Origin of the sequence: Sinorhizobium sp. KGO-5, from assembly GCF_036245905.1 — a bacterium.
Lineage (GTDB): Bacteria > Pseudomonadota > Alphaproteobacteria > Rhizobiales > Rhizobiaceae > Sinorhizobium > Sinorhizobium meliloti_A.
Genome location: NZ_BDIZ01000010.1, coordinates 1 through 23,038, shown reverse-complemented (window position 1 = coordinate 23,038; position 23,038 = coordinate 1). Strand labels below are relative to the sequence as shown.

22 protein-coding genes and 1 pseudogene are annotated in these 23,038 nt (G+C 62.7%); 12 read left to right on the top strand and 11 right to left on the bottom strand.

What is annotated here, in order from left to right; translation table 11 throughout:
* Positions 1-6: 6 nt before the first annotated feature.
* The 4 genes from cysQ to BHD07_RS27185 form a co-directional block, all read right to left on the bottom strand.
* On the bottom strand, positions 7-846 hold the full coding sequence (gene cysQ, locus BHD07_RS27200; RefSeq protein ID WP_324763832.1) for a 3'(2'),5'-bisphosphate nucleotidase CysQ: 840 nt from the start codon (positions 844-846) through the stop codon (positions 7-9).
* Positions 843-2,744, bottom strand: coding sequence for a bifunctional sulfate adenylyltransferase/adenylyl-sulfate kinase NodQ (gene nodQ, locus BHD07_RS27195; RefSeq protein ID WP_018097134.1), 1,902 nt, complete (start codon positions 2,742-2,744; stop codon positions 843-845). Before nodQ ends, cysQ begins: the two co-directional genes overlap by 4 nt.
* Positions 2,744-3,643, bottom strand: coding sequence for a sulfate adenylyltransferase subunit CysD (gene cysD / locus BHD07_RS27190; protein ID WP_100670571.1), 900 nt, complete (start codon positions 3,641-3,643; stop codon positions 2,744-2,746). Before cysD ends, nodQ begins: the two co-directional genes overlap by 1 nt.
* Positions 3,644-3,850: 207 nt before the next feature.
* Positions 3,851-5,080 (bottom strand): ROK family transcriptional regulator, encoded by a 1,230-nt coding sequence (locus BHD07_RS27185; RefSeq protein WP_324763833.1) that lies wholly within the window; start codon positions 5,078-5,080, stop codon positions 3,851-3,853.
* A gap of 224 nt (positions 5,081-5,304) precedes the next feature.
* On the opposite strand from BHD07_RS27185, the gene BHD07_RS27180 reads away from it, so the two are divergent.
* From BHD07_RS27180 to BHD07_RS27155, 6 genes are all read left to right on the top strand, one after another.
* A complete protein-coding gene (locus tag BHD07_RS27180; RefSeq protein ID WP_018097137.1) occupies positions 5,305-6,543 on the top strand; it encodes an extracellular solute-binding protein in 1,239 nt (412 codons plus the stop codon).
* A 244-nt stretch (positions 6,544-6,787) separates the two neighbouring features.
* On the top strand, positions 6,788-7,669 hold the full coding sequence (locus BHD07_RS27175) for a carbohydrate ABC transporter permease (RefSeq protein WP_100670577.1): 882 nt from the start codon (positions 6,788-6,790) through the stop codon (positions 7,667-7,669).
* Positions 7,669-8,514, top strand: coding sequence for a carbohydrate ABC transporter permease (locus tag BHD07_RS27170; protein ID WP_338283867.1), 846 nt, complete (start codon positions 7,669-7,671; stop codon positions 8,512-8,514). The genes BHD07_RS27175 and BHD07_RS27170 overlap by 1 nt, the downstream gene beginning before the upstream one ends.
* The gene (locus BHD07_RS27165; RefSeq protein ID WP_338283866.1) at positions 8,511-9,536 is read left to right on the top strand and encodes an SIS domain-containing protein; all 1,026 of its coding nucleotides are present in this window, start codon (positions 8,511-8,513) and stop codon (positions 9,534-9,536) included. The genes BHD07_RS27170 and BHD07_RS27165 overlap by 4 nt, the downstream gene beginning before the upstream one ends.
* Entirely contained in the window at positions 9,533-10,474 is a 942-nt protein-coding gene (locus BHD07_RS27160; protein ID WP_198516649.1) for a PfkB family carbohydrate kinase, read from the top strand. Before BHD07_RS27165 ends, BHD07_RS27160 begins: the two co-directional genes overlap by 4 nt.
* Entirely contained in the window at positions 10,471-11,553 is a 1,083-nt protein-coding gene (locus tag BHD07_RS27155; protein ID WP_338283865.1) for an ABC transporter ATP-binding protein, read from the top strand. Before BHD07_RS27160 ends, BHD07_RS27155 begins: the two co-directional genes overlap by 4 nt.
* Positions 11,554-11,590: 37 nt before the next feature.
* Here BHD07_RS27155 and BHD07_RS27150 read toward each other — a convergent pair whose 3' ends face one another.
* The 6 genes from BHD07_RS27150 to BHD07_RS27125 form a co-directional block, all read right to left on the bottom strand.
* A complete protein-coding gene (locus tag BHD07_RS27150) occupies positions 11,591-12,403 on the bottom strand; it encodes an IclR family transcriptional regulator (protein WP_198516650.1) in 813 nt (270 codons plus the stop codon).
* A 32-nt stretch (positions 12,404-12,435) separates the two neighbouring features.
* Positions 12,436-12,831 carry a RidA family protein gene (locus BHD07_RS27145; RefSeq protein WP_100670589.1) on the bottom strand — a complete coding sequence of 132 codons (396 nt, stop codon included), beginning with the start codon at positions 12,829-12,831 and terminating at the stop codon, positions 12,436-12,438.
* Positions 12,832-12,867: 36 nt separating this feature from the next.
* Positions 12,868-13,635, bottom strand: a complete 768-nt coding sequence (locus BHD07_RS27140) for an amino acid ABC transporter ATP-binding protein (RefSeq protein ID WP_338283864.1) — start codon at positions 13,633-13,635, stop codon at positions 12,868-12,870.
* 13 nt (positions 13,636-13,648) lie between these two features.
* On the bottom strand, positions 13,649-14,308 hold the full coding sequence (locus BHD07_RS27135; protein ID WP_324763840.1) for an amino acid ABC transporter permease: 660 nt from the start codon (positions 14,306-14,308) through the stop codon (positions 13,649-13,651).
* 5 nt (positions 14,309-14,313) lie between these two features.
* Entirely contained in the window at positions 14,314-14,976 is a 663-nt protein-coding gene (locus BHD07_RS27130) for an amino acid ABC transporter permease (RefSeq protein ID WP_026168824.1), read from the bottom strand.
* Between the two features lie 63 nt (positions 14,977-15,039).
* A complete protein-coding gene (locus BHD07_RS27125) occupies positions 15,040-15,882 on the bottom strand; it encodes a transporter substrate-binding domain-containing protein (RefSeq protein WP_102764196.1) in 843 nt (280 codons plus the stop codon).
* Positions 15,883-16,039: 157 nt separating this feature from the next.
* On the opposite strand from BHD07_RS27125, the gene BHD07_RS27120 reads away from it, so the two are divergent.
* The 6 genes from BHD07_RS27120 (at position 16,040) to BHD07_RS27095 (ending at position 22,712) form a co-directional block, all read left to right on the top strand.
* Positions 16,040-17,098, top strand: coding sequence for a D-TA family PLP-dependent enzyme (locus tag BHD07_RS27120; protein WP_324763841.1), 1,059 nt, complete (start codon positions 16,040-16,042; stop codon positions 17,096-17,098).
* 266 nt (positions 17,099-17,364) lie between these two features.
* A complete protein-coding gene (locus BHD07_RS27115; protein ID WP_324763842.1) occupies positions 17,365-18,390 on the top strand; it encodes a sulfate ABC transporter substrate-binding protein in 1,026 nt (341 codons plus the stop codon).
* Positions 18,387-19,253, top strand: coding sequence for a sulfate ABC transporter permease subunit CysT (gene cysT / locus BHD07_RS27110; RefSeq protein WP_180980771.1), 867 nt, complete (start codon positions 18,387-18,389; stop codon positions 19,251-19,253). Before BHD07_RS27115 ends, cysT begins: the two co-directional genes overlap by 4 nt.
* Positions 19,243-20,118: a sulfate ABC transporter permease subunit CysW gene (cysW, locus tag BHD07_RS27105; protein WP_018097152.1), complete on the top strand. Its 876-nt coding sequence runs from the start codon at positions 19,243-19,245 to the stop codon at positions 20,116-20,118. Before cysT ends, cysW begins: the two co-directional genes overlap by 11 nt.
* A gap of 15 nt (positions 20,119-20,133) precedes the next feature.
* A complete protein-coding gene (locus BHD07_RS27100; RefSeq protein ID WP_338283863.1) occupies positions 20,134-21,237 on the top strand; it encodes a sulfate/molybdate ABC transporter ATP-binding protein in 1,104 nt (367 codons plus the stop codon).
* A gap of 110 nt (positions 21,238-21,347) precedes the next feature.
* Complete coding sequence (locus tag BHD07_RS27095) at positions 21,348-22,712, top strand: FAD-binding oxidoreductase (protein ID WP_324763844.1); 1,365 nt, start codon at positions 21,348-21,350, stop codon at positions 22,710-22,712.
* A 202-nt stretch (positions 22,713-22,914) separates the two neighbouring features.
* On the opposite strand, the pseudogene BHD07_RS27090 reads toward BHD07_RS27095, so the two are convergent.
* A pseudogene (locus tag BHD07_RS27090) lies at positions 22,915-23,038 on the bottom strand (IS481-like element ISRm20 family transposase); the annotation flags it as partial.

Sequence of the window (23,038 nt, the reverse complement as noted above, 5' to 3'; positions counted from 1 at the left end):
CGCTGTTCACAACAGCGCGTAAGCCGGCGAAAGACCCTCGGCACCGGACAGGTGTAGCAAGGACATATCCGCCCAGGCGATGAAGTGCGGGTTTGCGAAGGCGCTGTCCTCCTCCTGCACCGTCTTGCCGTACAGGAGGCGCGAGCCGTCCAAGCGAACGACCGATCCGCCGGCAGCTTTCAGCACCGCGTCGCCGGCGGCCGTATCCCACTCCATCGTGCGGCCGAACCGCGGATAGACGTCCGCCTTGCCTTCCGCCAGCAGGCAGAATTTCAGCGACGATCCCACGGAAGCGTAATTCATCACGCCATGGCCGGTGAGGAAGGCCTCGGTCTCGGAACTGTTGTGCGAGCGGCTGGCGACCGCCGTCAGTTCCGCACCCCGCATCCGCACGCGGATCGGCTGCCGGTGCTCGAGTGCCCATGCGGGATCGAGCAGAAGCTTTTCCGCCCTGCCGCCATCGGCGACATAGGCACAGCGCTGCGCGGGTGCATAGACGATGCCGGCAACCGGCACATTGCCCTCGATGAGGGCAATATTGACGGTGAAGTCGTTGCGGCGATTGATGAATTCCTTCGTGCCGTCGAGCGGATCGACGAGAAAGAACGTGCCGCCGCTAATATCCGGGACGCGGCCCGAGGAAACAGACTCCTCGGCAACCACGGGGATGTGCGGAAACGCCGCCGCAAGTCTCTCGAGAATGATCGCTTCGGCCCGCTCGTCGGCCTCGGTGACGGGCGATTGATCGTCCTTGTAGCAGACTTGGGGACCGGCGTCGTAGACGTCGAGAATTGCCGCACCCGCATCGAGCGCCATGCGCTCCAGCATTTCGCAAAGGGGCGTCATTTCTCCTCCATCCTGCGGTCAAGGAATTCCTCGATCGCGAGCGCCAGGTCGGTCGGTTCGTGGCCGACGGTGCGTATATGGAGTTCCGGATTTTCCGGGGCCTCATAGGGCGAGGATACGCCAGTGAAGTTCGCGATCTGGCCGGCGAGGGCCTTCTCGTAGAGCCCCTTCGGATCGCGGCGCGCACACTCGTCGAGCGGCGTGTCGACGAAGATCTCGATGAACTCGCCCTCCTCCATCAATTCCCGCGCCATGCGCCGTTCGTCGCGGAACGGCGAGATGAAGGAGACGAGAACGATCAGACCGGCATCGGCCATGAGCTTGGCCACCTCCGCCACGCGGCGGATGTTCTCTACCCGGTCCTCCTCGGTAAAGCCGAGGTCTCGGTTGAGGCCGTGACGTACATTGTCGCCGTCGAGCAGGTAGGTGTGCTTGCCCTGGGCGTGGAGGATCCTGTCGAGCTCGTTCGCGATGGTCGATTTTCCGGAGCCGGAAAGCCCGGTGAACCAGAGAACGGCAGGGAGCTGATTTTTCATGGCGCTGCGCGCGCTCTTGTTCACCTCGAGCGCATGCCAGTGGACGTTGTCTGCGCGCCGGAGCGGAAAATCGATCAACCCAGCACCGACCGTGGCATTCGTCACCCGGTCGACGATGATGAAATTGCCCGTCGCCCGGTTGTCCTTGTAAGCGTCGAAGGCGATCGGAGCCTGTGTCGAGATGTTGCAGACACCGACTTCATTCATCTGCAGCGACTTCGCCGCCTCACGGATGAAGCTGTTGATGTTGACCTGGTGCTTGAGCGTGGTGACCGTCGCGCTGACGCTGTCGGTCTCCGTGCGCAGGATGTAGCTTCGTCCCGGCATCATCGGGTTCGCATCGAACCAGATCACATGCGCCTGGAACTGGTCCGCCACGAAGGGCCGGGCACCGGGGGCGACGAGCATATTGCCGCGGGACGCATCCACCTCGTCAGAGAGAACCAGCGTCACCGCTTCGCCTTCCCCTGCCGTCGCAAGCTCCCCGTCGTAGGTCACGATCGCCTTGACCGATGTGCGCTGCCCCGTCTTCGCGACGACGACCGGATCGCCCACGGAAATCCTCCCGCAGGAGATCTGCCCGGCATAGCCGCGAAAATCCGCGTTCGGCCGCATGACCATTTGAACCGGGAAGCGGAAAGGCTTTGCCTGGTCCGTTGGCTCGAGTTCTACCGTTTCCAGATATTCGAGCAGCGCCGCCCCTCTGTACCAGGGCGTATTGGCCGAAGCCGAGATGACGTTGTCGCCGTCGCGCGCCGAGATCGGGATCGGCCGTATGCTGGCAAAACCGAGCTCTTTGGCGAAAGCCATGTAGTCCGCGACGATTTCCTCGTACACCTGCTGTTGAAAATCGACGAGATCGATCTTGTTGACGGCCAGCACGACATGGCGGATGCCGAGCAGCGAAGCGATATAGGAATGGCGCCGGGTCTGCTGGAGAATGCCCTGCCGGCTGTCGATGAGGATGATGGCGAGATCCGCCGTCGAAGCTCCGGTCACCATGTTGCGCGTATATTCCTCGTGGCCGGGCGTATCGGCGACGATGAACTTGCGTTTGGACGTGGCAAAATAGCGATAGGCCACGTCGATGGTGATGCCCTGCTCGCGCTCGGCCTCAAGCCCGTCGAGAAGCAAGGCGAGATCGATTTCCTTGCCGTTGGCGGCGCCGGGAGAGCCGACGCGCCCGAGGTTCGCGAGCTGGTCCTCGAAGACCAGCTTCGCATCGTAAAGCAGCCGCCCGATCAGGGTCGATTTGCCGTCGTCGACCGAACCGCAAGTGATGAATCTGAGGATCGACTTGTTGTCGTGCTCGGCCAGATGCGCTTCAATGTCATGCGGCGGTATGGATTGAACATACGACATCAGAAGTAGCCCTCCCGCTTCTTTTTCTCCATCGCCCCGACTTCATCCGTGTCGATCAGTCGGCTCTGCCGTTCGGACGTGCGCACCGTCAGCATTTCCCGCAATATCTCGGGAACAGTGACGGCGTCGGACTCGACCGCCCCGGTCAGCGGATAGCAGCCAAGCGTGCGGAAACGCACCAGCTGTCGGGTAACCTCCTCTTCGGGCTGGATGGGCATGCGGTCGTCGTCGACCATGATCAGCATGCCGTCTCGTTTGACAACCGGGCGCCTGGCCGCGAAATAAAGCGGCACGATCGGAATTTCTTCGCGCAGGATGTACTGCCAGATATCGAATTCGGTCCAGTTGGAGAGCGGGAAAACCCGCATCGTCTCGCCTTGCCCGACCCGCGTATTGTAGGTCTTCCACATCTCGGGCCGCTGGCGCTGGGGATCCCAGCCGTGCTGTGCGCTGCGGATCGAGAAGATGCGTTCCTTGGCCCGCGACTTCTCTTCGTCGCGCCGCGCGCCCGCGAGCGCCGCGTCGAAACCGTATTTCTCGAGCGCCTGCCGGAGCCCCATCGTCTTCATGACATGGGTGTGCACGTTGGAGCCGTGGGTAAAAGGGCCTATGCCCTGATCTATCCCGTCCTGATTGACGTGAACGAGGAGATCGAAGCCGAGCTCTCGCGCCATCCGGTCGCGAAACTCGATCATTTCCCGGAACTTCCATTTGGTATCTACATGCAGGAATGGAAATGGCGGCTTGGCGGGGTAGAACGCCTTCATCGCCAGGTGCAGCAATACCGAGGAGTCCTTGCCGATCGAGTAAAGCGCGACCGGGTTTGAGAATGTTGCAACAACTTCTCGAATGACATGGATCGCTTCGGCTTCGAGCCGCCGAAGATGGGGAAGAGACATATCGCAATCCCTCTGATTTTAAATAATAAAAATGGCATGCAAATAAAAAAGTAGCCGCCTGCGAAATGTTGCAGACGCAATCAAATAATCGTGCAGCAGTTAAATGTGATCCCGCCGACTGGTGCGCATTTAAGCGCTATATCGGCAATATTTCAAGTAAGAATAACAATCCTTATTTCCGCGAGCGATTCGGCGCCCCGGCAGCGCTCAGGGCAACCCCACGGCCCGCGTCTTCAGGATCGCCGAGAACCGCGGATCGAAGGTCCGACTGATCGGCTCGGCCGCGGCACCGATCGCAACCGCCCACGGGTCCGTGAAACCCAGTTGCAGCCGCGGCGCGCTGCGTTGCCTCCGCTCGGCGATCGATGGCAGCAGCGGGTGGAGAGCGTCCATGAGAAGGCGGGCGAGCCCGGACGGCATGCCGCCGCACAGAATGATCGTCTGCGGATCGAAAACCGTTTCGAGCAACTGGATCGTCGCCCGCAATTCGAACGCCGCGTCTGCGATCCAGGCAGCTACGCGACGATCCTTCGAACAAGCAATGGCGTCGATGCGACCGTAGAGATCGCCATCGGCGGGATCGATCTCGAGAATCTTGCACAGCGAGGCGATCGATATGCGATGCTCCAGCGGTGCCCTCCCGTCGTCGGCGCCGCCACGCGGCCTGCTCAGAATCATGCCGATCTCGCCGGCATTGCCATGCGAGCCGCGATAGAGTTCGCCATTGAGGATCAGCCCCGCTCCAAGCCCGTAACCGAGATAGACGCAGAGGGCGTGGTCCACTCCATGGGCAGCGCCGACCATCTTTTCCGCGGTCGCGGCCGCCGCCGCGTCGTTCTGGAGGCGCACGTCGAGACCGGTCCCCGCCGAGAGCCTTTCAAGCAAGGGAAAGCTTTGCCAGGCAGCCATCATCCAGGGATCGTCGGCCTCGGCGTCGACGCCGAACGGGCCGGGCATAGCAACACCCAGACCAACGAGACGGTCCCTGGATTGCGGTGCGATGGCCGAAAGTTCCTGCCGTGTTTCGTCGATCAACGTCAGTATGGCCCCGACACCCGTCTCAGGACCGCCGGCTGGCAGGATTACCTCGTTGCGGGCGAGGACTGTGCCGACCAGGTCCACGGCGACCGTGCGCGTCACGTGGCGGTCGATCTGAAGACCGATGGCAAAAGCGCCCTCCGGCACCAGCCGATAGGGCGTCGATGGCTGCCCCCGCCCCTTGCGCACCGCGGCAAGCGACGCCACGAGCCCGTCGTTCTCGAGCTCCTCGATGATGTTGGAAACGGCCTGCTTGGTGAGTGCGGTCGCACGCGCCAGGTCGGCCCGCGACAAGTGCCCGTTCAGCCGCAGAGCGTCAATCATGACGCGGCGGTTGTGTGCGCTCGCGCCTTCCTGATTGGTGCCGCTCTTCGCCCGGATCGGGCGGATCTCGTTCATGAACAAATCCTCTTGACACATCTGGACTATTGAACAAGAAATAAGTCAAGACAATTGACTTATTAAGAGGTCGAAGAACCTCGGGGGAACGAAAGCGGCCCGAAATGCCCGCGAACGCTCCGGTTTGATTTGTCGATGGCGGCCGCGGAGAAGCGGCGGAATTCCTGTTCGGCGCGCGGCAGGCGCGCAGCGAAGACTGCAACGGTCAGCTACTGGAGGCGACAATGTTGAAATCCACCCGCAACGCTTTGATCGGCGCGACCCTCATCGGGGCTGGCTTCACCGGCCATGCCCAGGCCGAGACGACGCTGAACGCGCTGTTCATGGCACAGGCCGCTTATAGCGAGGCCGATGTCCGCGCCATGACGGAGGCTTTCGCCAAGGCCAACCCGGACATCAAGGTCAATCTCGAATTCGTTCCCTATGAGGGACTGCACGACAAGACGGTGCTCGCCCAGGGTTCCGGCGGCGGCTATGACGTCGTCCTCTTCGACGTGATCTGGCCTGCCGAATACGCGACCAACAACGTCCTCCTCGACGTTACGGACCGCGTCACGGACGAGATGAACAAAGGCGTCCTGCCGGGAGCATGGACGACCGTGGAATATGACGGCAAACGCTACGGAATGCCGTGGATCCTCGACACGAAGTATCTCTTCTACAACAAGGAAATCCTTGACAAAGCCGGTATCAAGGAACCGCCGAAGACCTGGGAGGAACTTGCCGAGCAAGCCAAGGCGATCAAGGACAAGGGGTTGCTCGAAAGCCCGATCGCCTGGAGCTGGTCTCAGGCGGAAGCGGCGATCTGCGACTACACGACGCTGGTCAGCGCCTATGGCGGCAAATTCCTCGACGGCGGCAAGCCGGCCTTCACCACCGGCGGCGGGCTCGATGCGCTGAACTACATGGTAACGAGCTACACGTCGGGGCTCACCAACCCGAACTCGAAGGAATTCCTCGAGGAGGATGTACGGAAGGTCTTCCAGAACGGCGAAGCCGCCTTCGCGCTCAACTGGACCTACATGTACAATCTCGCCAACGATCCCAAAGAGAGCAAGGTGGCCGGCAAGGTGGGCGTCGTTCCGGCCCCGGGCGCTGCCGGCAAGAGCGAGGTTTCGGCGGTCAACGGCTCCATGGGGCTCGGCATCACCGCGACCAGCAAGCACCCCGAAGAAGCCTGGAAATACATCGTCCATATGACCTCGCAGGAGACGCAGAACGACTATGCCAAGCTGAGCCTTCCGATCTGGGCCTCTTCCTATGAGGACCCCGAAGTGACGAAGGGCCAGGAGGAACTGATCGCTGCCGCCAAGCGCGGACTTGCCGCCATGTATCCGCGCCCGACGACGCCAAAATATCAGGAGCTTTCGACCGCCCTGCAGCAGGCGATCCAGGAAGCACTGCTCGGCCAGTCTTCTGCGGAAGATGCCCTGAAGAGTGCCGCCGAGAACAGCGGTCTCTGATGACGGCTCGATCGGTCGCGGACGCGTTCGCCGTCCGGGCCGGCGCCCCAGCGCGCGGTCGGTGCGGCGACGGCGTTTCCTCGTCATTCCTGTGCTTGTCACAGCGATCCTTCGGCGCCGCGTCTGCGGCGCTGAAGGAGCTTTCAGCCCAGGAACCTGGGCTGGCTGGTTTCCTGTGACAGGCACAGGAATGAGGGTCCTGATTGCGTATTGCCGGTAGCTACCGAAGAAGAGGTTTCAATTCATGACCGGCACCTGGATTTCGACCCGCGCTTGGCTTCTGATGTTGCCGCTCCTCGTGGTGATGACCGCCGTCATCGGCTGGCCGCTCGTCGACACCGTTCGGCTCTCCTTCACAGATGCGAAGCTCGTCGGCACCGAGGGCGGTTTCATAGGACCGGCGAACTACATCAAAATGCTGACCGGATCGAACTTTCAGCGGGCACTCGTCACCACGACCTGGTTCGCAGTCATTTCGGTTGCCGCAGAAATGGTGCTCGGCGTCCTTGCCGCGCTCCTTCTCAACCAGCAATTCCGCGGGCGAACGGCGCTTCGTGCATTGATGATCCTGCCGTGGGCACTGCCGACGGTGGTCAACGCGACCCTCTGGCGGCTCATTTACAATCCGGAGTATGGCGCGCTCAATGCCGCGCTGACGCAGCTCGGCCTCCTCGACAGCTATCGCTCCTGGCTCGGCGAGCCGGGAACGGCGCTCGCCGCGCTGATCGTCGCGGATTGCTGGAAGAACTTTCCGCTGGTGGCGCTGATCGCACTCGCCGCGCTCCAGGCCGTGCCGCGCGACATCACCGCTGCATCTCTCGTCGATGGGGCCGGTCCGTTCAACCGTTTCCGCTTCGTCATCATGCCCTATCTCGCCGGCCCGCTGCTGGTGGCGCTGGTGCTGCGAACCATCGAGGCCTTCAAGGTCTTCGACATCATCTGGGTGATGACGCGCGGCGGACCGGCAAACAGCACGCGCACGCTCTCGATCCTCGTCTATCAGGAAGCGTTTTCCTTCCAACGCGCTGGCTCCGGCGCGTCGCTTGCACTCATCGTCACCCTGCTCGTGACAATTCTTGCCGCCGCCTATGCGGCGCTCCTTCGAAAGGCCGCCGGAGCTTCGTGATGGAACGCCAAAGCCCCCTCTTTTCCGTCTTCATCCATGCGAGTGCCCTGCTTCTGGCCGTCGTCATCCTCGCGCCGGTCGCCTGGCTGTTGATCATGAGCATTTCGCCTGCCGCGGACCTCAGTGCCAAACCGCTGGCCTGGTGGCCGAGCGACATCGACCTCTCGCGGTACCGCACGCTTTTGTCGGCTGTCGAGAACAGTGCCGGTGCGGCCTTCATCGCCTCGCTCCTGAACAGCCTCAAGGTCGCCGGAATGGCGACGCTCGCCGCTGTGGTCGTTGCCATTCCGGCCGCCTGGGCCGTGTCGCGCACGCCGGCCGTCGCCTGGTCGCTCTATGCCGTAATCGCCACCTATATGCTGCCGCCTGTCGCCCTTGCCGTGCCACTCTATATGGGTCTTGCCTATTTCGGCCTGCTCAATTCCGTCTTCGGCCTAGCGCTCGTCTACCTCACCATTCTCGCCCCTTTCACGACCTGGCTCCTGAAATCGGGCTTCGATTCCATACCGCGGGAGATCGAGAGCGCGGCGATGATCGACGGCGCGCGGCTGGACCAGATCCTGAGGCTCCTGACGCTGCCGCTTGCCGCCCCTGTCATGGCGACCTCGGCGCTCTTTGCCTTCCTGCTCGCCTGGGACGAATTCTTCTACGCGCTGCTCTTCACCTCCGACCAGCGCGCCAAGACCCTCACGGTCGCCATCGCCGACCTCGCCGGCGGCCGTGTTTCGGATTACGGGCTGATTGCAACCGCCGGGGTCCTTGCCGCCCTGCCCCCGGTGTTGATCGGCCTTATCATGCAAAGAGCCCTGATTTCCGGGCTCACCAGCGGCGGCGTCAAGGGATGACCATGAGCATATCGAAGGACCGCCCGGCAGGGCTCATTGCAATCGACCGGGAGATGGCGCGCCAGCATGCCGACGCGATCGCTTCCTACGAGGGAGCGACGGCCACAGCGCAGCGGATCGCCGCATCGCTGAAAGCGACGGGCCGGCTTCTGCTTCTCGGCATGGGCGGCTCGCATGCCGTCGGCCGCGCCGTCGAACCGCTCTATCGCGCCCTTGGCATCGAGGCGGTCGCCGTCCCGCTTTCCGAACAACTCGGCGAACCGCTATCGATCGAAGGCAAGACCGTTCTCGTCACTTCGCAATCGGGCGAAAGCGCGGAAGTGCTGCGCTGGTTCCGCGAAACGGGCGGCGGCGCAAGCGAGACATTCGGGCTGACGCTCGAAGAAGACGCATTCCTAGCCAAGGCCGTGCCTTCGCTCGTCGGATCAGGCGGGACGGAGCGGGCCTTTGCGGCAACGCGCAGCCTGACGGTGACCTTTGCGCTGCACCTGGCGGTTCTCGCCGCCCTCGGCGCCGATCCGGCCGACGCACTTCACGCCCTCAAGGATCCCGAGGCGCCGGCAATCGACGGCGCGCTCGCAACGCTCGCCGATGTCGGCGCGATCGTCACCTCCGGCCGCAAACTGCAGGGGCTCGCCGAAGCGATCGCCCTTGGGCTTACGGAACTCTCACGTCTGCCCTGTTTTTCGCTCGAAGGCGGGCAGTTGCGCCACGGGCCGATGGAAATGCTGGGGCCTCCTGTCGGCGTCGTCCTCTTCCGCGCCGCCGATCCGACCGCCAAGCTCGTCGGAGCCATGGCAACCTCGGCAGCCGAAGCCGGCTCGCCGGTTATCGTCTTCGACGCATCGGGCGAGCCTCCGGCCGCGGGTGCCACGACAATCCCCTTCAAGCCGGCGGCCGGCATGGCCGCGATCCTCGCCATGCTTCCGGTCGCACAATCCCTGATGATCGCCTTTGCCGACGCCCGCGTCGAAAACGCCGGGACGCCGGTGCGATCCACCAAGGTCACCCGGAGCGAATGACGATGCGTCCGCTTGCAGCCATCGGCAACGTCAACGTCGATCTGATACTCGGCCCGGCCGAACCCTGGCCGAAGCCCGGCACCGAGGTCATCGTCGATCATGACGAACTGCGCGTCGGCGGCTGCGCCGGCAACAACGCTCTTGCCTGGGATTCGCTCGGCGTGGATTATGTGATTGCGGCCAATGTCGGCAACGATCAGTTCGGCACCTGGCTGAAGGAGGCGTTCGGGAAGCGCTCGCACGACTGGCCGGTGGAAGCGGTCGGCACGACGCTTTCGGTGGGCATCACCCACCCCGATGGCGAACGCACCTTCTTCACGACGCGCGGCCATCTGCCGCTGTTCAGCTTCCCGCAAGTGCACTCGATGCTAGACGGCAACCGACTTCGAGGCGGCTATGCGCTGCTTTCCGGTTCCTTCCTGACGGACGCGCTCACCCTTGCCTACGACGCGCTTTTCGACTGGGCGGACGCCCACGACATCGCAGTGGGTCTCGACACCGGGTGGCCGCTCGAGGGCTGGACGGAGACCAACCGGCTCAAGGCGCTCGGCTGGCTGAAACGCTGTCATTGCGCCCTCTTCAACGAGGTGGAGACGACCACGCTTACGGGTCTGTCCGACCCGGCCGAAGCCGCGCTGAGCCTGAAGGGCGAAATGCCTGCGGACGCCATCGTCGTCGTCAAGCGCGGCCCCAATGGAGCGCTCGCCATCGATCGGGACGGCGGAATTTTTTCCGTGCCGGCGCCGCAGGTTCAGGTCGTCGATACGATCGGCGCCGGCGACGTCTTCAATGCGGGCTTCCTGGCGGCACTCGCCGCCGACATGCCGCTCGAAGCCTGCCTCAAGACCGGGGTTGCGATCGCCTCGGAAGCGATCTCCACCCTTCCGCGCCGCTACGGCAAGCCCCTTTCTGCCTTTCTCGAGGAATCCAGGCGATGAGCGCTCTCGAAATCCGCAACATCCACAAGCGCTACGGCGAAGTGGAAACGCTGAAGGGCATCGACATCGCGCTCGAAAGCGGCGAGTTCCTCGTGCTGCTCGGTTCCTCCGGCTGCGGCAAGTCCACGCTGCTCAACATCATTGCCGGGCTTGCCGAACCGAGCGGCGGCGACATCCTGATCGGCGAGCGTTCGGTCCTCGGAGTCCATCCTAAGGATCGCGACATTGCGATGGTGTTTCAGTCCTATGCTCTCTATCCGAACCTGAGCGTCGCCCGAAACATCGGCTTCGGCCTCGAAATGCGCCGCGTGCCGCCGGCCGAGCGCGACAAGGCGGTGCGCGACACCGCAAGGCTGCTGCAGATCGAGAACCTGCTCGACCGGAAGCCCGGCCAGCTTTCCGGCGGCCAGCGCCAGCGCGTCGCGATCGGCCGGGCCCTGGTGCGCAACCCCGAGGTCTTCCTCTTCGACGAGCCGCTGTCGAACCTCGACGCCAAGCTCCGGATGGAGATGCGCACCGAACTCAAACGCCTGCACCAGATGCTGAAGACGACGGTCGTCTATGTGACCCACGACCAGATCGAGGCGATGACGCTCGCAACCCGCATCGCCGTGATGCGCGACGGTCGCATCGAGCAGCTCGCCACGCCGGAAGAGGTCTACGACCGCCCCGCGACACTCTATGTCGCCGGCTTCGTCGGCTCGCCGCCGATGAACATTCTAGACGCCCAGGTGACCGCAAGAGGCCTGAAGCTCGACGGTTGCGAGGAGGTGCTTCCCCTGCCGGCAGCCTTTAACGGGGCCGCCTCGGCCGGACGGCGCGTGAAGGTCGGCATTCGACCGGAGGCATTGCGGCTCGCAGCCGGGTCAGAGGCTCGGCGATTGACCGCGCATGTCGAGGTTGTGGAACTCACAGGGCCGGAACTCGTGACCACGGCCACAGTCGGCAGACAGCGCATCACCGCCTGCCTGCCGCCGCGCACGGCAGTCGGAATGGGATCGGCTCATGCCTTCACCTTCGACGAGACGGCCCTGCATCTGTTCGATCCGGAAAGCGGCCGCTCGCTCAGAATGGAATAGAGAGGAGAGCGACCTACCACCAATGCGGAGACGGCTGTCACCGTCCGGCAGCCGCTCGTGCAGAAGCCTCCCGGTCACTGCGATAGCCAAGCTTCTCGGAGAGCTCGCCAGCTCCGTCGATCAGCACGCGAAGATAGGCCTCGCGATTGCGCAGACCGTCCTCTTTCGGTGCTACGAGGCAGAGCGTCGCGATGCAGACCGCTTCCGCGTCGTAGACCGGGACGGCGAAGCAATGGGTGAAGCTGTCGACGATGCTGTTGAAGGTGAAATAGCCTTCCTTCTTGGCTTTGCGGACTTGAGCGATGAATTCGGAGGGCTCGAGGCGCGTGCCATCCGGCAGGACGAAATCCTCCTGCGGTATGAAGGCCAGGATCTCCTCGTCGCTCATGTGATCCACCAGGAGACGGCCGGATGCGGTCCACGGAATGGCGACCGGTTCGCCGATATTGGTGGAGATTCGGAACGGGCGGCTCCCCTCGTTCATCAGAACGACGGCATATTTGTTGCCTTCGAGCTGGCACATCTGCGCCGTCTCGCGCGTCTCCTCGGCGATCCGCGCCAGAAGATGCTCGCTTTCGCGCATCAGGTCGAACTGTTCGGCATAGGCCGCGCCGAGGAAATAGAGCTTGCGCCCGAGAAAGACGCGGCCGTCATCGCCGCGATATTCGATGATCCCTTGGCGGACGAGCAGGTTGACGAGCTCATAGACCGACGAACGCGGCGCGCCGATCCCTTGCGCGATCTCGTTGGGGCGCAAGGGCTGACGCCGCAGACGCAGGAAATCGAGGATTTCGAAAGCCCGGTCGAGACCCCTCGCCCTGCGATTTATCGTGTCTTCCGCCTCCACCACCGCGCCCTCCTTGCCGCTTCTATTCCGGTCCTTCAGAATTGACCTCGATTAGCCTTGTAGGCGACGCAGTCAACTTCGACCTTGCAGTCGACCATCATGCGCGACTGAACGCAGGCGCGGGCCGGCGGGTTGGCGCCGAAATACTCCGCATAGACGCCGTTGAAGGTCCAGAAGTCACGGGGGTCGTCGAGCCAGACGCCGACACGCACCACATCTTCGAGCCCATAGCCGGCTTCGTGCAGGATTGCGATCATGTTTTCGATCGCCTTGCGGCTTTCCGCGACGATCCCGCCGCCGACGATCTCGCCCGCCTCCATGGCGACCTGACCGGAAACATAGAGCCACCCGTTCGCCTCCACGGCGCGTGCAAATGGCAGGGGCTGCTTGCCCGCACCGGTTTCGCCCGTTCCATAACGCTTGATCGTCACGCTTCACTCCACTTCTTCATCAAATTCATTGCTTGCTCAGTTGAACGTCGAGGTCTTCAAAAACTCCGCCAGGCGTTCGGTCCTTGGTTTCAGGAACATCTCGCGCGGATCCCCCTCCTCGCCGATGCGCCCCTGGTTCATGAAGATCACCCGGGACGAGACCTCGTAGGCAAAGCGCATCTCGTGAGTGACGATCAGCATGCTCATCCCATCCTCGGCGAGACCCTTGATGACCTGCAGCACCTCGTTGACGAGCTCCGGATCGAGCGCCGAAGTGACCTCGTCGAAGAGCATGAGCTTCGGATTCATGGCGATGGCACGGGCGATCGCCACGCGTTGCTGCTGGCCGCCGGAAAGCTGCCCCGGATAATGATCCTTGCGCGAGAGCAGGCCGACCCGGTCGAGCCATTTCTCGGCAAGCACCCTCGCCTCGTCGCGGCCCATCTTTTTCACTTTGACAAGCCCGAGCATGACATTGGCCGCGGCGGTCATATGCGGAAACAGGTTGAACTGCTGGAAGGCCATGCCGGTCAGTGCGCGCTGACGGGCGATCTCCCGCTCGGACTTGCGCCGGCGGGCGCCTCCTGCCGTCTCGTAGCCGATCTCCTGGCCGTCGATGGCGATCGTGCCGCCCTGAAACTCCTCCAGCATGTTGATGCAGCGAAGCATCGTCGTCTTGCCCGAGCCGCTGGAGCCGATGATGCTGATCACCTCCCCCTGGCGCATCGAGCAATCGACGCCCTTCAGCACCTCGACCGTGCCGTAGCGTTTGTGAAGATCGCGGATTTCGAGAAGGTTGGTCATCGGATTGCGAGCCTCACGATGGAACGGCGGTCTTGCGCTCGACGTAACGGCCAAAGCGCTCGATGCCGTAATTGATGACGAAATAGAGAAAGCCTGCGAAGAAATAGAATTCGAGGCTCATGAAGGTGCGGGAGATCACTTCCTGCGTCCGCAACAGCAACTCGCTCACGCCGATGATCGAAAGCAGCGTCGATGCCTTGACCATCTCGGCCGCTGTGTTGACCCAGGCAGGAAGTGCCTGCCGCAACGCCTGCGGGGCGAGCACATAGGCGAAGGTTTGCGCAAAGGTCAAACCGATCGCCTTGGCGGCTTCGGTCTGCCCCTTGGGGATCGATTGCAGCGCGCCGCGCACCAGTTCGCCGACATGCGAGCTGCAGAAGACGGCAAGGGCCAGAACACCGGCCTGGAACGGTCCGAGATCGATGCCGATCGTGCTCAGGACGTAGTAGCTTGCGAGCACCAGGACGAGCACCGGCGTGCCGCGGATGAAATCGGTGTAACCGCGCACGACCCATTTGAAGGGACGAAACCCGTAGACGAGCGCCAGACCGACGAAGACACCCAGCACGGTGCCGACGACGATCGAGAGAAGCGATATCGAGACGGAGACGCCGAGCCCTTTGAGGAGCGGTATCCGGGCAAGCCAGAGCTGGTCGAGAAACGAGAAATCCATGACGGTCACCTCGGCACTGCAAGACGCCGCTCGGCGGCGCGCATAAGCGCGGCCAGCAACGAGCAGGTCGCGACATAGAGGCAACTCGCAACGATCCAGGTCTCGATGACGCGGAAGGTCTCGACGTTGATCTTGCGTGCCTCGAAAGTGAGTTCCGGAACCGCGATCGCGGCGGCGAGCGAGGTGTCCTTGAAGAGCGAGATCATCGTACTGCTAAGCGACGGCAGGACGCTGCGCAGCATCAGCGGAATGATGATCGACGTGCGTATCTGCATCTCCGTAAGCCCGATCGCGAGCCCCGCCTCGCGCTGGCCCGGCGGTATGGCGATGAGGCCGCCGCGAAACACTTCGGCAAGATAGGCCCCCGAGTAGATTGCAAGCGTCGCGACGAAGCTCTCGATCTTGCCGAGACGGACTCCGAGTTCAGGAAGCGCGAAATAGCTGAAGAGGACGAGGACGAGGATCGGCGTGTTGCGGATCACGGTGACGTAGAGCCCGGCAGGCTTGCGCAGCAATGCCCTTCTGGAAACGAGCCCAAAGGCCGTGATCAACCCGATCACGCAACCCGCGAGGATCGCGACAAATGCAAGGCCGAGGCTGAGCGCCAGACCTTCGAGAAGCAGGTCGAACGAGCGCCACACGGCCGCGAAGTTCAAGGAATATGTCATGGAAGCAGCCGTTTCGTGGAACAAGGCAGCTCCACCAAGAGGCGGAGCCGCCATTGGCAGGGCTCACTTGTACTCGATGGGGAAACCGATCTGCGGCGGGGTGAGGTCCTTGCCGAACCAGGTCTTGAACGACTTCGCATAGAAATCGAATTCGACACCGGTCATGGCTTCGTGCAGCGCCGTGTTGACGAAGTTCAGCCAGTCCTGATCACCGCGCCGGACGCCGCAGGCATAGGTCTGCGGGTTCCAGCCATAGCCGGCGTCCTTATAGCGCCCCGAGTTCTGGGTCATGTACCAGGCGAGCGAGGACTGGTCGGTCGCGGCGGCATCGGCGCGGCCGGATTCGAGCGCCTGATAGATCAGGTCGACGGATTCATACTGGTCGACCGTCGCCTCCGGCAAGGCCGCATGGACCATGTCCTCGGCATAGACGTTCTGCAATACGGAAATCGTCACCGAAGAGCCGGCAGCTTTCAGCGCTTCATAATCGGCATACTCGCCGTCCGCCTTCAGCATCAGGCCGACGCCTTCCCGGTAGTAAGGGATAGTGAAGGCGATCTGCTGAGCGCGTTCCCCGGTAACCGTCATGAATTGGCAGGTGATATCGACCTTGCCGGTGGTGATGTTCGGAATACGAGCATCGGACGACTGGTTGACGAACTCGATCTTCTCCGGGTCCCCGAAGAGCGCCTTTGCGATGATGCGGCCCATGTCGACGTCGAAACCCTGGAGCTTATCTTCGGCGCTCTTGAAGTGCCACGGCGCGTTGGTGCTGCCGGTGCCGAGTATCAGATGGCCGCGGCTCAGAATCTCATCGAGCTTGCTCGATGCCTGTTGTGCTTGCGCCGGCATGGCCGCCAGCACGGCCGCGATGAAGCTCGCGGCGACCGTGAATTTGCTGATCATTGAAAGACCTCCCCTTTCGCTCCCACTCGTATATTCCGGTATAATGGACATGCGTCCTGAATAACGGATTTACCCATCAAATGCCTTGGGCCATTACTTGTCAAGCAGGATCGGCTACATTCGCCGCCGATCCACTTCGCATCGAGGAAACGCCCGCATGACACTGCCGATCGAAACCCCCGCCGTGCTGGTCGATCTCGATATCGCCCGGCGCAATGTCCTTGCGTTTCAAGCCTATGCCGACCGGAACGGCATCCGCGTGCGCCCGCACATAAAGACCCACAAGCTTCCGCAGATGGCCGAGCTGCAGCTCGATGCAGGGGCGATCGGCATCACCTGCCAGAAGGTGACGGAGGCGGAGGCGATGGTCGACGGCAGCGTCCGGATCGAGGATGTGCTGATCACCTACAACCTCCTCGGGACCGAGAAGCTCGCGCGGCTCGCGCGACTGAACGAAAAGGCGACGGTCAGCGTCGTCGCGGACAATGCGACCGTCGTCGACGGGCTCGCAGCTTTCTTCGCCGATGCCGGCAAGCCCTTGACCGTACTTGTCGAATGCAACACCGGGGCAGATCGCTGCGGCGTCGGGACTCCGTCCGAGGCGGCGCGCCTTGCCCGGCGCATAGCCGAGGCACCGGGGCTGCGCTTCGGCGGATTGATGACCTATCCGCCGGCCGATGGCGCCGCACGCGTCCAGACCTTCATGAGCGATGCGAAGCGGCTGATCGAGGCAGAGGGGCTCGAAGTTCCGTGCATTACATCAGGGGGCACGCCCGGTATGATGCAGGCAGCCGAGGCGCCGATAGCGAGCGAGCACAGGCCGGGTACGTATATCTATAACGACCGGTCGCTGGTTGCCCGTGGCGTGGCGTCATGGGACGACTGCGCCCTCACCGTTCTCGCGACCGTGGTCTCGGTTCCCAGCGAAAACCGGGCGATCATCGATGCCGGCAGCAAGGTCCTGACCTCCGACCTGCTGGGTCTCACCGGCTACGGCCACGTGCTCGGCCGCGACGACATACGTATCGATCAGCTCTCCGAGGAGCATGGCCGCCTTGTCTCGGACGGTCCGATCGGGCTAAAGGTCGGCGAACAGGTCCGCATCGTTCCGAACCATGCCTGCGTCGTGACCAACATGGTCGACGCGGTCCACGTCATCGAGAGCGGCATGCCAAAAGGAACATGGACGGTCGTCGCCCGCGGCCGCGTCCTTTGAGCGGGCTCCCGGTCACGACCGCGCTCGGCGAGCCTTAAGAGCCCGTTGGGGAGCCGAAAACCATTAGTCCACAATTTTAGTGCATTTCTAAAATGTCGTGCTATTTTATCGGCGGCAGAGAGCCAAGACCGATAACGGGCACGGCATTCTTTCAGCAGCTCGCATATTGACAGGACTTTTCAAGAAACCGCCTCCAGGCGTCATAAGTTTGCGTTGAAGTAGTCTACCAAATCGATAGCTTTATCTGGCAAAAGATGGAGGTCGAAATGAGCTCGAATAGTCTTGCCGGAATAGTCAAATTAGCGCTTATCGTCGGAAGCCTGCAGCTTGGCTCGATTGGCCTCGCGGCTGCGGACACGACGATCCTGAACGTGTCCTACGACCCGACTCGGGAACTTTACAAGGAGTTCAACGCGGCCTTTGCCGAAAAATGGCAGGCCGACACCGGCGAAACCGTGACGATCCAGACATCGCATGGCGGTTCCGGCAAGCAGGCCCGTTCGGTCATCGACGGGCTGGAGGCCGACGTCGTGACGCTGGCCCTCGAAGCGGATATCGACGCGATCGCCAAGGAAAGCGGCAAAATTCCCGCCGATTGGAAGTCCCGCTTCGATAACAACAGCGCGCCTTATACCTCGACCATCGTCTTCCTCGTCCGCAAGGGCAACCCCAAAGGAATCGAGGATTGGGGCGATCTCGTCAGGGAGGATGTGCAGGTAATTACGCCCAACCCGAAGACTTCGGGTGGCGCTCGCTGGAACTTCCTGGCCGCCTGGGCCTGGGCACGTGCCGCCAATAACGGGGACGATGCGAAGGCACAGGAATATGTGGCGCAGCTCTTCAAGCATGTGCCGGTTCTCGACACCGGCGCGCGCGGCGCGACGACCACCTTCGTCCAGCGCGGCCTTGGCGATGTGTTGCTGGCCTGGGAAAACGAAGCCTATCTGTCACTGGAAGAGCTGGGCCCCGACAATTTCGACATCGTCACGCCGTCGATCTCGATCAAGGCGGAGCCCCCCGTTGCGCTGGTCGATGGCAACGTCGACAGCAAGGGTACCCGCAAGGTCGCCGAGGCCTATCTCGACTATCTCTACAGCGATGTCGGGCAGAAGATCGCGGCCAAACACTACTACCGGCCGTTCAAGCCTGAACTGGCGGATCCCAAGGACACCGCGCGCTTCGCCGAATTGAAGCTCGTCACGATCGACGACTTCGGCGGCTGGAAGGAAGCTCAGCCGAAGTTCTTTGGCGATGGCGGGGTCTTCGATCAGATCTACAGGCCGGGGCAATGATATCGATGGCCGCTCGCAGCAACACGCGGTGGCGGTTTCGGCAGCCGAGCGTCATTCCGGGTTTCGGATTGGCGCTCGGCGTGACGCTGGCATGGCTCACCATCATCGTTCTCATTCCTCTCTCCGGACTGCTGTGGCGCTCGAGCGGCCTCGGATGGTCGAAATTCGTGGAACTGGCGCTTGACGAGCGCACGGTCAACGCATTGACGATCAGCTTCGGCACGGCCTTCATCGCCGCCGTTGTCAACCTGGTCTTCGGCGTGCTCCTCGCCTGGGTTCTCGTGCGCTATCGCTTCCCCGGCAAGCGCGTGATCGACGCCATGGTCGATCTGCCCTTCGCCCTGCCGACCGCGGTCGCCGGCATTGCGCTCACGACGCTTTATGCGCCGAACGGCTGGATCGGCTCGCTGCTCGCTCCGCTCGGCATCAAGATAGCCTTCACTCCGGCCGGGATCGTCGTGGCGCTGATCTTCGTCGGGTTGCCCTTCGTCGTGCGTACCGTGCAGCCGATCATGGAAGAGATCGACAAGGAAGTCGAAGAGGCGGCTGCGACCCTCGGCGCCACCCGCTTCCAGACGATCAGCCGGGTCCTGTTGCCCGGTCTCCTGCCTGCCGGGTTGACCGGCTTCGCACTCGCCTTTGCCCGCGGCGTCGGCGAATATGGTTCGGTGATCTTCATCGCCGGCAACCTTCCCTATGTCTCGGAGATCGCGCCGCTTCTGATCGTCATCCGCCTCGAGGAATTCAACTATCCGGCAGCAACCGCGATCGCCGCGGTAATGCTCCTGCTTTCCTTCATGATGCTGCTGGTCATCAATGTGATCCAGGCGTGGAGCAGACGGAGATATGGTTATGGCGCATGATGCCGGCTACGCTTCTAATACGCTTGTGACGGCTGCAACCTCGGAAACGCCGCTTTCACGCGTTGTCCTGACCGCCGTTGCGCTTGGTTTCGTCGCGCTCTTCCTGCTTCTGCCGCTCGCCACGGTGTTCATCGAGGCGTTCCGCAAAGGAGCGATGGAGTTCTTCACGGCGCTTGGCGACCCCGAGACCTTTTCCGCGATCCGTCTGACACTGCTCGTCGCGGGGATCGCCGTGCCGCTCAATCTCGTCTTCGGGGTGGCGGCCGCCTGGGCCATCGCGAAATTCGAGTTCAAGGGCAAGGCGTTTCTAACGACGCTGATCGACCTGCCCTTCTCCGTTTCACCAGTGATCTCCGGCCTCGTTTTCGTGCTGCTATTCAGCTCTCACAGCGCGCTCGGGCCGATCCTGCAGAGCTACGGCATCCAGATCCTCTTTGCCGTTCCGGGTCTCGTGCTCGCCACCGTCTTCGTGACCTTCCCCTTCGTCGCGCGTGAATTGATCCCGCTGATGCAGGAACAGGGAACGGCCGACGAGGAGGCGGCACTTTCGCTCGGCGCCACCGGCTGGCAGACCTTCTGGCATGTGACGCTTCCCAATATAAAATGGGGCCTGCTCTACGGCGTGCTTCTCTGCAATGCCCGCGCCATGGGCGAATTCGGTGCGGTCTCGGTCGTGTCCGGCCATATTCGCGGGCAAACGAACACCATGCCGTTGCAGGTCGAAATCCTCTACAATGAATATAATTTCGTCGCCGCCTTCGCGGTGGCGGCGCTCCTGGCGCTCCTGGCGCTGGTAACGCTCGTTTTGAAGACTGCTCTTGAACTTCGCTACAGCGACGAGATCGCTGCCAGCCGCAGGCACTGAAAGGTCCAGACCTCCATGGAAGTCCGCGTCCAGAATATTCGCAAGGAATTTGGCCGTTTTCCCGCGCTCGAGGACGTTTCCCTCGACATCCGCTCGGGTGAACTGATCGCGCTCCTCGGCCCCTCCGGCTCCGGCAAGACCACGCTGCTCAGGCTGGTCGCCGGGCTCGAAAGCCCGACCGAAGGCACGATTTTCTTCGGCGACGAGGATGCGTCGAAGAAGACCGTGCAGGAGCGCAACATCGGCTTCGTTTTCCAGCATTATGCGCTTTTCCGCCACATGACGGTGCTCGACAACGTCGCTTTCGGTCTGAAGGTGCGGCCCGCCAAACGACGGCCGACGGCTGCCGACATCCGCCGCAGGGCGCTCGACCTGCTGGAACTCGTGCAACTCTCCGGACTGGAGAAACGCTACCCGGCCCAGCTTTCGGGCGGGCAGCGCCAACGCGTCGCACTCGCCCGCGCCATGGCCGTCGAACCCAACGTTCTGCTCCTCGACGAGCCCTTCGGCGCGCTCGATGCGCAGGTGCGCAAGGAGCTGAGGCGGTGGCTGCGCGAAATCCACGATCGCACCGGCCACACCACGATCTTCGTCACTCACGACCAGGAGGAAGCACTCGAGCTTGCCGACCGCGTCGTCGTGATGAGCAAGGGCGCGATCGAGCAGGTCGGCACGCCCGACGAGATCTATGACCATCCGGTCTCGCCCTTCGTCTACGGCTTCATCGGTCAGTCCAACTGCCTCAACGTCACCCTCGCCAATGGCGAAATCTGGCATGAGGACCGCCCGATCGGCCTTCGTGCCGGGAACGAACCGGACGGCGCCGCAACCCTCTATTTCCGCCCGCACGACGTGGAACTCATCGACGGCTGCGGCGGTTGCCTCGCCGGCCTCGTCACGGCCAGCCGGCGCGTGGCGGGCACCCGGCATCTGGAACTCGACCTCGGACGTACGCACCCTCCGGTCGAGATCGAGCTGCCGCCGGAACGCGCCGCCTCCACCGACCACACGCGCATCGCCTTCCGGCCGACGCGATGGAAGCTATTCCGCAAGGGCGGACAAAAGGAAGCACCGCCGATAGAGGCGGAGGCGCCGGTGCTCGCGGCCACCGGCACGTGAGGCGGTGAACCCGGGCTTTGGAAGCGCGGATTCGCCCGGTCTGGACGCCGGGCGTTGATCTGCCGAATTAATCGTTCCGATCGAATGAATCCTGCGCTAGAAACCGTCCAATGTCTGTTATCGATGATCTCACGAGCGCACTCGGCGATGCCGTGCTCACCGGCGACCGGATCGCCGAACGTCACCGCGGCGATGCGAGCCTCACGGGCCGGATCCTCCCCCTGGCGGTCGTTCGCCCGGCAAGCGTTGCCGAGGTCGCCGACGCGCTGAGGATCTGCAACGCGCATCGCCAGACCGTGGTGCCGCAGGGTGGCTTGACCGGGCTCGCCGGCGGCGCCAATCCGTGCGCTGGCGACGTTGCCATATCGCTGGAGAGACTTTCGGGCATCGAGGAGATCGATGCTGCGGCAGGTACGATGACGGTGCTCGCCGGAACACCCCTCGAAGTCGCTCAGCGCGCGGCCGAGAATGCCGGCTTCCTGTTGCCGATCGATCTGGGGGCGCGCGGCTCTTGCCAGATCGGCGGCAATCTGGCCACGAATGCCGGCGGCATCCGGGTGATCCGCAACGGTGTCGCGCGCGACAATGTGCTGGGGCTCGAGGCCGTTCTTGCGGACGGAACCGTGATTTCGTCGATGAACAAGATGATCAAGAACAACACGGGCTACGACCTGCGGCAGCTCTTCATCGGTTCGGAAGGCACGCTCGGCATCATCACGCGGGCGGTATTGCGCCTGCGCCCGCTACCGGCCGGGCGGCTGACGGCGCTCTGCGCGCTCGACAGCTATGAGAATGTCGTCGCTCTGCTCAAGCGGGCACAGAAGGAACTCGCCGGCCTCTCCGCCTATGAGGCGATGTGGGAGAGCTATTTCCGTTTCAACTGCGAGGCTGAAGGGCTCAGGCTTTTCGAAGCCTCTCCCGCTTTCGCCGTCATCGTCGAAGAGGACCTGCAGGGCCATGAAGCGGAACGCGAACGGTTCGAAATCTTTCTCGGGCGAGCCCTGGAGGACGGCGTAATCGGCGACGCGCTGATCGCGCAATCGCAAAAAGAGGCTCAAGCCTTCTGGCGTATTCGCGAGGGTCACGCGCTGGATCGGCTGCCCCTGCTTCTCAACTTCGATGTCAGCCTGCCGATCGGCGCAATCGGCAGCTTCGCCGAGGATTGCGGCACGGCGCTCCGGGCCAAGTTCCCCGAAGCGCACGTGTCGTTCTTCGGCCATGTCGGCGACAGCAACCTTCACATCGCCTTTTCCGTTCCAGGCGCAACCGAGGAAACGGCCCACGCGGTCGACGCCGTCGTCTACGGACTGGTCGGCACCTATAGCGGCTCGGTTTCCGCCGAGCACGGGATCGGCCTCCTGAAGCGCGACTTTCTCGATCGCTCCCGCAGTTCGGCCGAACTCGAACTCATGCGGCGCATCAAGAATGCCTTTGATCCGAACGGTATTCTCAATGCCGGCAAGGTCTTAGCCTAAGGCCTGTTGAGATTCATTTTGAGTTTATGACGGCTGCTGCGAGATGGATAATGGCGTTGAAGCTCTGGTCGGTTTTGTCGGCACGCATGGCGATGCGCTTGAATTCCTTGAGTACCGACGGTGCGCCACTGCTGTTGATCGTAGCCGATCAATGGACAAAAACATGCAATCTCTCCTCCGTCCTCATCCCTGTGACGAGTGTTTAGCCCGGGGAGATAGCTGACACCTGTTCGGATAGATCACTGACGGATTGCTTGGTTGTCAAGTCGATGGCTGCGATGCGGAGGGCAGCGAAGAAGACGCCGTATCGCCCGTCCGTGTCGAGC

What these genes read in the sequence shown, in the direction of transcription:
- cysQ (WP_324763832.1), bottom strand. Translation starts at nt 846, where the DNA reads ATGACGCCCCTTTGCGAAATGCTGGAGCGCATGGCGCTCGATGCGGGT.
- nodQ (WP_018097134.1), bottom strand. Translation starts at nt 2,744, where the DNA reads ATGTCGTATGTTCAATCCATACCGCCGCATGACATTGAAGCGCATCTG.
- cysD (WP_100670571.1), bottom strand. Translation starts at nt 3,643, where the DNA reads ATGTCTCTTCCCCATCTTCGGCGGCTCGAAGCCGAAGCGATCCATGTC.
- BHD07_RS27185 (WP_324763833.1), bottom strand. Translation starts at nt 5,080, where the DNA reads ATGAACGAGATCCGCCCGATCCGGGCGAAGAGCGGCACCAATCAGGAA.
- BHD07_RS27180 (WP_018097137.1), top strand. Translation starts at nt 5,305, where the DNA reads ATGTTGAAATCCACCCGCAACGCTTTGATCGGCGCGACCCTCATCGGG.
- BHD07_RS27175 (WP_100670577.1), top strand. Translation starts at nt 6,788, where the DNA reads ATGACCGGCACCTGGATTTCGACCCGCGCTTGGCTTCTGATGTTGCCG.
- BHD07_RS27170 (WP_338283867.1), top strand. Translation starts at nt 7,669, where the DNA reads ATGGAACGCCAAAGCCCCCTCTTTTCCGTCTTCATCCATGCGAGTGCC.
- BHD07_RS27165 (WP_338283866.1), top strand. Translation starts at nt 8,511, where the DNA reads ATGACCATGAGCATATCGAAGGACCGCCCGGCAGGGCTCATTGCAATC.
- BHD07_RS27160 (WP_198516649.1), top strand. Translation starts at nt 9,533, where the DNA reads ATGACGATGCGTCCGCTTGCAGCCATCGGCAACGTCAACGTCGATCTG.
- BHD07_RS27155 (WP_338283865.1), top strand. Translation starts at nt 10,471, where the DNA reads ATGAGCGCTCTCGAAATCCGCAACATCCACAAGCGCTACGGCGAAGTG.
- BHD07_RS27140 (WP_338283864.1), bottom strand. Translation starts at nt 13,635, where the DNA reads ATGACCAACCTTCTCGAAATCCGCGATCTTCACAAACGCTACGGCACG.
- BHD07_RS27135 (WP_324763840.1), bottom strand. Translation starts at nt 14,308, where the DNA reads ATGGATTTCTCGTTTCTCGACCAGCTCTGGCTTGCCCGGATACCGCTC.
- BHD07_RS27130 (WP_026168824.1), bottom strand. Translation starts at nt 14,976, where the DNA reads ATGACATATTCCTTGAACTTCGCGGCCGTGTGGCGCTCGTTCGACCTG.
- BHD07_RS27125 (WP_102764196.1), bottom strand. Translation starts at nt 15,882, where the DNA reads ATGATCAGCAAATTCACGGTCGCCGCGAGCTTCATCGCGGCCGTGCTG.
- BHD07_RS27120 (WP_324763841.1), top strand. Translation starts at nt 16,040, where the DNA reads ATGACACTGCCGATCGAAACCCCCGCCGTGCTGGTCGATCTCGATATC.
- BHD07_RS27115 (WP_324763842.1), top strand. Translation starts at nt 17,365, where the DNA reads ATGAGCTCGAATAGTCTTGCCGGAATAGTCAAATTAGCGCTTATCGTC.
- cysT (WP_180980771.1), top strand. Translation starts at nt 18,387, where the DNA reads ATGATATCGATGGCCGCTCGCAGCAACACGCGGTGGCGGTTTCGGCAG.
- cysW (WP_018097152.1), top strand. Translation starts at nt 19,243, where the DNA reads ATGGCGCATGATGCCGGCTACGCTTCTAATACGCTTGTGACGGCTGCA.
- BHD07_RS27100 (WP_338283863.1), top strand. Translation starts at nt 20,134, where the DNA reads ATGGAAGTCCGCGTCCAGAATATTCGCAAGGAATTTGGCCGTTTTCCC.
- BHD07_RS27095 (WP_324763844.1), top strand. Translation starts at nt 21,348, where the DNA reads ATGTCTGTTATCGATGATCTCACGAGCGCACTCGGCGATGCCGTGCTC.